Here is a 9,531-nt window from a genome sequence, read left to right as displayed (position 1 = left end):
TTTTGGCAATTGGTCCGGAAAGGAAAGCGACAAAGGCAATTGGTCCAGTGGTAGCAGTTGCAAGAGCGATCATACAGACAGAACTGACAATCAGTAAAATTCGGGCCTTGTCCGTGTTCACTCCGAGCGTCGTGGCTGATTGTTCTCCGAGCTCCAATATACTTAAATGTTTTCCTAGTGCTATGACAATCGGTGTACAGATAAAAACGGTCAGTACGAGAGGTGGAAGTTCATGCATTTGCGAGCCATTGAGGCTACCGCTGAGCCACCTGATGGCTGCTGGAATATCTTGTTGGGCACCTTTTAAAAGGAGATAGGATATAAAGGCGTCTAGCATCGCCTGTATTCCAATTCCAATCAGAATTAAGCGCCCGATGGAAAATATTTTTCCTCTGGATAAAAGATAGATTACGATAACGGTAGCAAGACCAGCGACAATTGACGCAATGGAAACGACGGCATTACTTGTATGAAGGATCAGAATGCAAAAAACGGCAGCCGCACTAGAGCCGGAAGTAATCCCAATAACATTTGGATTCGCTAGCGGGTTTCGAAGCATCGTTTGAAAGATGTACCCACCGATCCCGAAAGCAAATCCAGCAAAGAGACCTGCTAGCATTCGCGGTAAGCGGATCGTATTCACCGCAAAAGAAACTCCTTTAATTTGCTCACCGGAAAGGGTTCGAATGACATCTTTAACCGGATAAATGGTGTTTCCCATTAAGAGCATGGCGCAGCATAGGACGAGTGCAAGTACCGTAAGTACAGATGTAACAACGATCCATCTGCGTCGTCTCTGAGTTCTACCTGACATAATAAATTCAATAGAGTTATTTTTCATAATGAACGCACTTTCGCTTTCATAGCAATAATAATGAGTAATGGTGCTCCTATAAACGCAGTAACAACACCGACTTCAAGTTCTCCAGGACTTCCGACGAGCCTACCGAATACATCTGAAATTGTCAAAATGATCGCACCTGAGAGAGCGGCCATTGGTATGACGTATCGTAAGTCAGGACCAAGAATTAGACGAATGATATGCGTGGCTAACAGTCCGACAAATCCAATCGGTCCTGCAAGAGCAGTAGTAGCTCCACATAGAAGAACTCCTGCAAGAGCAGCAATCAATCGAAGTGTTCCAGTTCGAACACCAAGTCCTGTCGCTACTTCATCCCCTAAAGCCAATGCATTGAGCGCTGATGCAGCAAGGATTCCAATCACTAACCCAACAATCAGAAACGGAAGGAAAGTAGTGATTGAACTCCAGTTTCCTGAGCCTACGCTTCCAACTTGCCAAAACCGAAATTGGTCCATGACATAAGAGCGAGGAATGATAATCGCACTGACGAGAGAAGAGAGGGCGGCACTTGTCGCTGCCCCCGCTAAGACAAGCTTAAGGGGCGTGGCACCCCCACGCCCCATAGAGCCGATCCCGTAAACGAAAATAGCGGTAATCATGGCCCCAACTATCGCTAACCAAATATATTGATTGGCTGTACTTATGTTTAAGAATGCTATTCCACAAACAACAAACAATGCTGCCCCTGTATTAACCCCGAGTATACTTGGGTCAGCAATTGGATTACGGGTGACAGCTTGCATAAGTGCTCCTGAAACACCTAGTGCTGCTCCGCAAAATAAACTGAACACGGTTCGTGCAATTCTTTGCCGAACGACATTCGCTCCATAGGAGTCGATGTCTGGATGGAATAATCCAGCGATCAGCTCATCAAAACCAACCGATCGTGAACCTAGAACGAGTGATGCAACTACACATATGCCAAGTAAGACGAGTGTTAGAACTAGAACCAAAGGGAAGTTTCGTGGAATATGTGCGTGAACTAGTTTGTCTTTTGAAACACTTGAACTATTCATTTAAGTTTTCAATAGCTCCTCCAATTAGTTCTAGATACTCATCAATCGTATACGCAATTGAAAGTGGATTTGGGTTACCGGAAGCGGCTAAAGGTGTGCTGCCTCCAATAAAGACAACTGAACCTCTTTCAATAGCTGGGATTTTACCAAGCAATGGATCAGCTTTTACTGCTTCATATAGACTCTCATCTCCATAGCCAATAATGATGTCAGCATCGTTCAAAATATCAGCATTTTCAGCACTTAAATTCAAAGAATAGCCTGTAGAATCTGTAATTTCATTCGTGATACTTTCAGGGTATTCCATACCTAACTCGATTAGAAAAGCACCACGAGGGTCTGTCGGAGTATAAATATGTAATTTAGACATATCTTGAGCAGAGAAATTAACCCACGCAACTTTTTTATCCTCTATTTGTGGGTACTGACTCGCTTTTTCTTTAATGAGATTCTCAGTATCCTTAATGAGTTGTTCTCCTTCAGCTTTCATTCCCATACCTGTTGCATTTAACAGCACTTGTTCACGCCATGTTGTAACCCATGGACTAGTTTGATAGGGAACAACTGGAGCAATTTGAGTAAGAATATCGTAATCTTCCTGAGTAATACCGGAGTAGGCTGCCAAAATTACATCTGGGTTTGAGTCAGAAATTGCTTCAAAATCAAGGCCGTCTGTATCTTGAAAAACATTTGGATCATCCACACCTAGTTCTTTAAGCTTCTCGGCTGTCCAAGGTAAAAGGCCACTATCATCTTGAACCCCAAAGTTTGCTGCTGAGAAACCTACAGGCACGACGCCGAGAGCAAGTGCAACATCATGATTTGCCCACTGAATTGTAGCTACCCGTTCAGGTTTGCTTTCGATCTCTGTTTTTCCAAAAGCATGCTCAATAACAATGGGATAATCTGAATTTTCTTCTTTGGCTACAGGTGTTTCCGTTTTAGTTGTTTCGTTACTGTCATCATTATTTTTAGGTGAAGAGGCTTCTTCACCTGAACATCCAGCTAGAAGGATCATGAATATTGCTGAAATGAGTATAGCGATTAAATTACGTTTCATTTTATCTCATCCTTTTCGTTATGATTATTTTTGGATCGTGCTGTTCATTATGTAGATTACTAGAAAGGGAAGTAATGATTCGATTATTGGCTCCTTTATCATTGTATTTATGAGAATGAATTTCAATATCAATGATAATCATTCTCATAATAAGTGTCAATGAAATAATTGTGTAAATTTTTTGACAGAGTTAATCCTTATTAAATGAATGATTAGAACTCTAGTTTGTTAGCATATGGGAGGATCTCTTAGGATCCATAAGGATATATAAGGATAGAGCTGTTCATATCGCCTTATCATAAAATACGGCATCATAATAAGAATTTTTCGAAAATTTAAGGTTTGAGTAAACATTACGGCCCATCATATAATATTCATCATAGAATCACTTTCATCTTAGAATTTAAATTCCTCAGTTGAATGTCGCTGGAAGGTGTGATGTATGGAGAAAATATTGAAGCAATATGAAGATTATTTAAAGAGAAAGGAAAAGGAAGAAAGTACAACTAAGATGTATATTCATGTGATGAAGCAGTTTCAATTGTGGCTGGAAACGAAACAAAAACGATTAGAACATCTCACTGAGAATGATGTATATCAGTTTCGAGAGAGTTTAATAAATAAAGGAAACAAAATTGCCACCATTAATAAATTGATTTCAATCTTACGTTCTTTTTTAGTATGGGCTACTAAAAATAATTACGTTCAAATGAATATACCGGAAAATCTTCGCCTGTACGAAGATCGAAAAGAACCCTCAGTTACATGGCTCACTGCCAAAGAAGAATCGCTACTTCTACAAACCATATCCAAAGAGAAAAACCCTTTCAAAAAGGCCCGCAACGAAGCTCTTATCCATGTATTTCTGTACTCAGGATTACGAATAGAAGAAATTAGTAATCTTCACACTGATGCAGTTACAGCGAAAACCATTCAAATTTTTCATGATGGAATTTTATCCAGAGAAATCCCTTTAGTTAAACATGTAGTGGAAAAACTAGATACTTGGATTGATATGAGAAACGCCACTAGTAAACCAGTGTATCTTCATAGTCCTTATTTGTTTGTGACTGAACGTTCAGGAAAGATGCAGCCACGTTCGATTCAATTTGTCATTGAGGTGTATAGTGAAAAATTAGGATTTCCGATTACTTCAAAAATATTGAGAAATACGTATTGTAGAAGATTAGTGGAAGACGGGCATTCAGTGGAACAAGTGAAACAATTTGCGGGTCACAAATCAATTACAACCAGCTATAAATACTTTTCATGATTGATTTATTCAAAAAAAGAATTGTAGGAGGAAATACATTGAAAAAAATAATAACGATTGTATTCACAATAATGTTTGTTCTTGGTCTAGCTGCTTGTGGAAATAGTTCAGGTGGCGAAGCTGAACCTGGAAAAATAGTTATTTCAGGTAAAGAATTTACGGAGCAAATCATTTTGACTCATATTCTGGCTGAGTATGTAAAAGCGAAAACGGACATAGATGTTGAAGTAAAAGAAGCGTTAGGTGGCGTTTTTGTTTTACAAGAAGCGATGAAAAAAGGCGATATCGATATGTATGTAGAGTATACAGGAACAGGTTATTTAAATGTCTTAAACAATGAATATCAACCAAACCAGAGTCCTGACGAGATTTATGAAGCGACGAAAAAAGGATATGCAGAAGAATTCAATATTGCGTGGCTAGAATCTTTAGGGTTTAACAATACGTATGCGTTAGCTTTAAGAGGCGAACTTGCTGATGAATTGGGATTAAAGGCATATTCTGACCTTACAGATGTTTCTTCAGACTTATCATTTGGAGCGGATCCGGAGTTCTTTGAAAGAGGAGACGGGTTTGATGCATTAGCTGAAGCGTATGGATATGAATTTAAAGAGAAGAGAAATATTGATCCAGATTTACAATATACAGCAGCAAAAGATGGTGAGATTGACATTATTACGGCCTTTTCGACTGACGCAAGGATTGACCAGTACAATCTTACTGTATTAGAAGATGATCAAGAATTCTTCCCGCCTTATTTTGCTGCACCGATTATTCGACAAGAAGTATTAGATGCGAACGAAGGTCTTGAGGAAACGATTAATGAATTAGCTGGTACTTTATCTGATGAACGCATGAGAGAGTTAAATGGTCGTGTGAATATAGATAAAAAAGAACCGAAAGATGTAGCGATTGAATTTCTCAAAGAAGAAGGATTAATAGAATAATAGTTCGCTAATTACAGGTAAAAGAGCTGTGTTACTACAATGTACACAGCCTCTTTTATAGGATGTGTTTAAAAAAGGATCTTTTTTCGAAAAAAACTTGTTGTTTTTGGAACGCAATGCCTGACTTAGGGAGCACATGTATAGCCATAGCCGTGTTATAAAGGTAAAAGTCGCCTTCTGGGTTTTTACAAATAACCACAATTATACGAAACAGCGTTTAAAAAGAAGTCAGAAATTTGAAACCGAAAGAGGTAACAATATGATTAAATTTGAGAATGTGACGAAGAAATACGAAGGTGATTTCGTGGCATTAAACAATATCAATTTACAGATTAATAAAGGGGAACTGGTCACACTTATCGGTCCAAGTGGATGTGGGAAAACAACGACGATGAGAATGATTAACCGCTTGAACGAACCGACGGCAGGGAAAATTTTTATCAATGGGGAGGATATTTCGCAGATTGACCCTGTTGAATTGAGGAGAAATATTGGCTATGTCATTCAACAGATCGGTCTATTTCCCCATATGACGATTGAACAAAATATCGCTCTCGTTCCAAGATTAAAGAAATGGGACGAATCAAGATATAACAAAAGGGTAGATGAACTATTAGATTTAGTCGGATTGGATCCTTCGACATTTAAGCATCGTTTTCCTTCAGAACTTAGTGGCGGGCAACAGCAGAGAATCGGAGTTATTCGTGCTCTGGCGGCAGAACCTGAAATTATTTTAATGGATGAGCCATTTAGTGCCCTTGATCCGATTAGTAGGGAGCAGCTTCAAGACGATATTGTCAGTCTACAAGAAGAGATTCAGAAAACAATTGTTTTTGTCACCCATGATATGGATGAAGCGATAAAAATTGCTAACCGCATCGCTATTATGAAAGATGGAGAGATCGTGCAACTTGATACCCCGGATAAAATTCTAAGGCACCCGGCCAATGATTTTGTCAAAGGTTTTATTGGAGAAGAGCGATTAAATCAAGGATCCGCTATGATGCCATCGGTAACAGAGCTTATGCACTCCAATGTTGTCACCACTTCACCGAAGCGTGGATTAGCAGAAGCTTTTAGGCTTATGAAGGATAAGAAGGTCGATAGCTTATTTATTACCGATAAAACAAAAACATTCTATGGTGCCGTGTCCCTTCAAACATTGGATGAAAACTATAAAAATGAGAATCTAACCGTTGCAGATATTATGCAGTCGGATATTAAAACGCTCACGGCTGATGCGGTCGTAACAGATGTCGCAGAGCTTTTCCATGGAAGCGATATAGGAACGATTCCTGTTTTAGAAGAGAATAAGCTTATTGGGATTGTGACTCGCTCCAGTATGATGAGAGGCCTTGCGGAATGGAATCATAGTAGTGGAGGGAATGAGTGATATGGATTTACTTAATACGTTTATGAGTCGTAAATCAGATATTTGGGTAGCCTTTCAAGAACATATATTTTTAGCGGGAATCGCTATGCTTATTGCGATTGCTATCGCTGTCCCGCTAGGAATTATTTTGACAAGATATAAAAAATTTGCCGAGCCTATTATAGGCATAACAGCGATTATCCAGACAGTACCGAGTCTGGCATTGCTTGGTTTTATGCTACCCATTTTTGGAATTGGAAAAGTTCCGGCCATTATCGCCTTAACTCTTTATGCACTTCTACCTATTTTACGAAATACGTATACCGGAATAATTGGAGTGGACCCAGCGCTTGTCGATGCTGGAAAAGGAATGGGAATGACTTCGAGACAAATTTTATTTATGGTGGAACTGCCTTTGACATTGCCAATCCTGATGGCTGGTATCCGAACTGCCACGGTATTAACGATCGGAGTGGCGGCCCTTGCGACCTTTATTGGTGCAGGAGGATTAGGGGATTTAATTACACGCGGATTAAATGTTATGGATAAAAACCTTATTCTGGCTGGAGCTATTCCAGCAGCAATATTAGCCATTGTATTCGACTTTGCCTTAAAGAAACTTGAGGATAAAGTAACACCGAGAGGGCTGAAGTCTTAAAAAATGAAGTTGTATTCGGGGGCATCGTAAATACGATGCCCCCAATTGGTGAACTCAAATTTATCGATTTTTCGCTTGCATTCTTTTTTCTTAAAACCACCCCATCTAAAATTAGCTATATTTGCAGCTGGTATACTTGAAATGTTTGGCATCGTTGAACCTCTTTCTACTGCGAAAGGATTAATCGCCTTACCGGTGGGTGTGTATGAAATGAGTTTGGCGGTCTGGCTGATTGTGAAAGGGTTTAATGGACGGAAACTGCAGGAATTAAGAAAGATGAGATCTGCTAGTTAGATCTCATCTTTTTGTTAAACAGAAACCAAAACTTCCTTTTTATGCTCTAACTTTCGATAAGCAAGGGCAATTAGCATGGCAGGAATGGTACAAACAATCATTCCGATAAAAGCGTATCTTGGTTCAATTTCGTATAAAAAACCTCCGAAAATGGTAAAAACAGCTGTGCTCCAACTAAGGGCAAGAGCTGAATAGACGCCTTGCGCTTTCGGAATCTGGGCGTGGGGAATGTTTTTGATTAAGTATTTCATAAAGGCATAATGGCCCATTGCAAATGAGAAAGCATGCAGAGTTTGGGCAAGACAGAATACAATCACATTTGGAAATGTAAAGACTAAGATCCAGCGTAAGGTTGAGCCAAGTGCAGATAACGTCAGCAAAGAGCCAACAGAAAATTTTTCAAAGCGTTTATCTGCCATGGAAAAGAAGATAATTTCAGCAATTACGGCAATGTTGATCATAACGCCAATTAAATAAACGGGAGCATGAATATCCTGCAGAAAAATATAGCCATAGTTGTAATAAGTAGCATGTGCTGCCTGCAATAAAATAACAATTACAAGGACGATGCTAAAATGTTTAATTCGGAATAATTTCAGCATCCCGACTTTTTCTGTTGGCTCTATTTTCGGCTTTGACGTTAAAATAACCGGTGCATTCATAAAGCCTAGAGCGACAAAGCCGATCATTCCGAGTAATAACGCCCAAAAAATCACTTCATCTCCAAGAATTCCTGTAAATATCGTTAAGACCATCCCAATAGAGATAAATCCAATCGACCCCCACTGCCGACTTCTTCCGTAATGTCTCAATTGCTTACTTTGTACAAGCACGCCAGCTGCTGTATCTAAAGCAGGCATCAAGGTTGGATAAAAAACATGTAAAACAATCGTAACTACAAGCAAGCTAGTAAAGGAGTCGGCTGGAATATAACAGAGAATGGCAAGGAGTGTACCCATTCCAGCTACATTCAATAATGCTTTACTACTAAATCTCTCAGATAAATATGGAAAAGCAAATAAGGTAGATAGTCCTCGAGCAACTAATCCGAAGCTCATAATCACGCTGGCTTCAGAAACAGTAATTCCTTTTGTATAAATCATCCATCCAGACCAGTAAGGGAGGAATATTCCCCATGTCATAAAAAAAGTAAAAAATTGTGTACTCATCCAGCGTTGTGTATTCATTTGTATCCCCCTCAATGATTGCATGATATCATGGAATAAAGATTAAATAATATGAGATATCTCATATTTTTGAGGTGGAAAATGGAAATTTACAAAGGTGAGATAAAACGCAACTACATGATGCAACACTCTATCGCACATTTATTTTCCTTTCCTGTGGAAGAGTTTATCGAAATACATGAATACAATCGTGATGAATGGATCATTCAAGAAGGAATGCGTCCAGATTTTCTCTTTTATGTTATGGAAGGAAAGGCAAAAATATATATCACGCATCAAAATGGAAAGGTATCCTTAATTAATTTTATCAACGCCAATGAATATATAGGGGAGATGGAATTATTAAATGATGTGTATTACACAAAGGGGATTCAAGCTTCGACCAAGACAATATGTTTTGCTTTGCCGACTCATCGATACCGGGGGCAATTGCTCGAGGATGCAAAATTTCTTCGTGAATTAACGAAGTTTTTAAGTGTCAAGGCTTCTGTTATGGCAGCAAAGTATTCTCAGAGTCTTGCTTTTCCACTTGAAAACCGTTTGGCTGATTTTATTTTGCAAACGGCAGATGAAGGGATTTATAAAGAAAAGCATGTCACCGTTTGTGATTATTTAGGGGTATCCTATCGTCATTTATTGCATGTCCTCGCACAATTTTGTGATAATGGCTATTTGCAAAAAGAAGGACGAAATTATTTGATTCAAAACGATGAGTCCTTGCATGAATTGGCGGATGTGTTGCGAAATTAGTCCCACAAACTTATTAGACATTGTAGGATGTGTATGGGTCTTAGCGTACAGATCCAGTCAGGTTGTATCTTTTCTAGAAATTGTTCAAGTTCATGGTTTACGACCATTCCAT

10 protein-coding genes are annotated in these 9,531 nt (G+C 39.1%); 6 read left to right on the top strand and 4 right to left on the bottom strand.

Annotation, left to right across the window (positions count from 1 at the left end; all coding sequences use genetic code 11):
• The 3 genes from BMSHG_RS26000 to BMSHG_RS09285 form a co-directional block, all read right to left on the bottom strand.
• The coding region (locus BMSHG_RS26000) for a FecCD family ABC transporter permease (protein WP_034658651.1) at positions 1–841 on the bottom strand (841 nt) is incomplete at its 3' end.
• Positions 838–1,878, bottom strand: a complete 1,041-nt coding sequence (locus BMSHG_RS09290; RefSeq protein WP_019154177.1) for a FecCD family ABC transporter permease — start codon at positions 1,876–1,878, stop codon at positions 838–840. The genes BMSHG_RS09290 and BMSHG_RS26000, both read right to left, overlap by 4 nt.
• Positions 1,871–2,938, bottom strand: a complete 1,068-nt coding sequence (locus BMSHG_RS09285) for an iron-siderophore ABC transporter substrate-binding protein (protein ID WP_019154176.1) — start codon at positions 2,936–2,938, stop codon at positions 1,871–1,873. The genes BMSHG_RS09290 and BMSHG_RS09285 overlap by 8 nt, the downstream gene beginning before the upstream one ends.
• A gap of 442 nt (positions 2,939–3,380) precedes the next feature.
• Between BMSHG_RS09285 and BMSHG_RS09280 the strand changes: the two genes are divergently transcribed.
• From BMSHG_RS09280 to BMSHG_RS28010, 5 genes are all read left to right on the top strand, one after another.
• On the top strand, positions 3,381–4,211 hold the full coding sequence (locus BMSHG_RS09280) for a tyrosine-type recombinase/integrase (RefSeq protein WP_019154175.1): 831 nt from the start codon (positions 3,381–3,383) through the stop codon (positions 4,209–4,211).
• Between the two features lie 71 nt (positions 4,212–4,282).
• Positions 4,283–5,158, top strand: coding sequence for a glycine betaine ABC transporter substrate-binding protein (locus tag BMSHG_RS09275; protein WP_173391062.1), 876 nt, complete (start codon positions 4,283–4,285; stop codon positions 5,156–5,158).
• A 259-nt stretch (positions 5,159–5,417) separates the two neighbouring features.
• On the top strand, positions 5,418–6,551 hold the full coding sequence (locus tag BMSHG_RS09270; protein WP_019154173.1) for an ABC transporter ATP-binding protein: 1,134 nt from the start codon (positions 5,418–5,420) through the stop codon (positions 6,549–6,551).
• Position 6,552: 1 nt separating this feature from the next.
• The gene (locus tag BMSHG_RS09265) at positions 6,553–7,188 is read left to right on the top strand and encodes an ABC transporter permease (protein ID WP_019154172.1); all 636 of its coding nucleotides are present in this window, start codon (positions 6,553–6,555) and stop codon (positions 7,186–7,188) included.
• Between the two features lie 45 nt (positions 7,189–7,233).
• Positions 7,234–7,482: a hypothetical protein gene (locus tag BMSHG_RS28010; RefSeq protein WP_175577328.1), complete on the top strand. Its 249-nt coding sequence runs from the start codon at positions 7,234–7,236 to the stop codon at positions 7,480–7,482.
• A 14-nt stretch (positions 7,483–7,496) separates the two neighbouring features.
• Here BMSHG_RS28010 and BMSHG_RS09250 read toward each other — a convergent pair whose 3' ends face one another.
• Positions 7,497–8,669, bottom strand: a complete 1,173-nt coding sequence (locus BMSHG_RS09250; protein ID WP_019154169.1) for an MFS transporter — start codon at positions 8,667–8,669, stop codon at positions 7,497–7,499.
• Between the two features lie 81 nt (positions 8,670–8,750).
• Here BMSHG_RS09250 and yeiL point away from each other — a divergent pair, with 81 nt between their 5' ends.
• A complete protein-coding gene (gene yeiL, locus BMSHG_RS09245) occupies positions 8,751–9,419 on the top strand; it encodes a transcriptional regulator YeiL (RefSeq protein WP_019154168.1) in 669 nt (222 codons plus the stop codon).
• Positions 9,420–9,531: the final 112 nt, after the last annotated feature.

The sequence above is a fragment of the Robertmurraya massiliosenegalensis JC6 genome, assembly GCF_000311725.1.
GTDB classification, from domain to species: Bacteria; Bacillota; Bacilli; order Bacillales; family Cytobacillaceae; genus Robertmurraya; species Robertmurraya massiliosenegalensis.
This window is presented reverse-complemented; position numbering and strand designations above follow the sequence as displayed.

Bases quoted from the DNA above. Each gene is read 5' to 3' on its own strand.
- BMSHG_RS09275 (WP_173391062.1), top strand. From the start codon at position 4,283: ATGTTTGTTCTTGGTCTAGCTGCTTGTGGAAATAGTTCAGGTGGCGAA.
- BMSHG_RS09285 (WP_019154176.1), bottom strand. From the start codon at position 2,938: ATGAAACGTAATTTAATCGCTATACTCATTTCAGCAATATTCATGATC.
- BMSHG_RS09265 (WP_019154172.1), top strand. From the start codon at position 6,553: ATGGATTTACTTAATACGTTTATGAGTCGTAAATCAGATATTTGGGTA.
- BMSHG_RS09270 (WP_019154173.1), top strand. From the start codon at position 5,418: ATGATTAAATTTGAGAATGTGACGAAGAAATACGAAGGTGATTTCGTG.
- yeiL (WP_019154168.1), top strand. From the start codon at position 8,751: ATGGAAATTTACAAAGGTGAGATAAAACGCAACTACATGATGCAACAC.
- BMSHG_RS09250 (WP_019154169.1), bottom strand. From the start codon at position 8,669: ATGAATACACAACGCTGGATGAGTACACAATTTTTTACTTTTTTTATG.
- BMSHG_RS09280 (WP_019154175.1), top strand. From the start codon at position 3,381: ATGGAGAAAATATTGAAGCAATATGAAGATTATTTAAAGAGAAAGGAA.
- BMSHG_RS09290 (WP_019154177.1), bottom strand. From the start codon at position 1,878: ATGAATAGTTCAAGTGTTTCAAAAGACAAACTAGTTCACGCACATATT.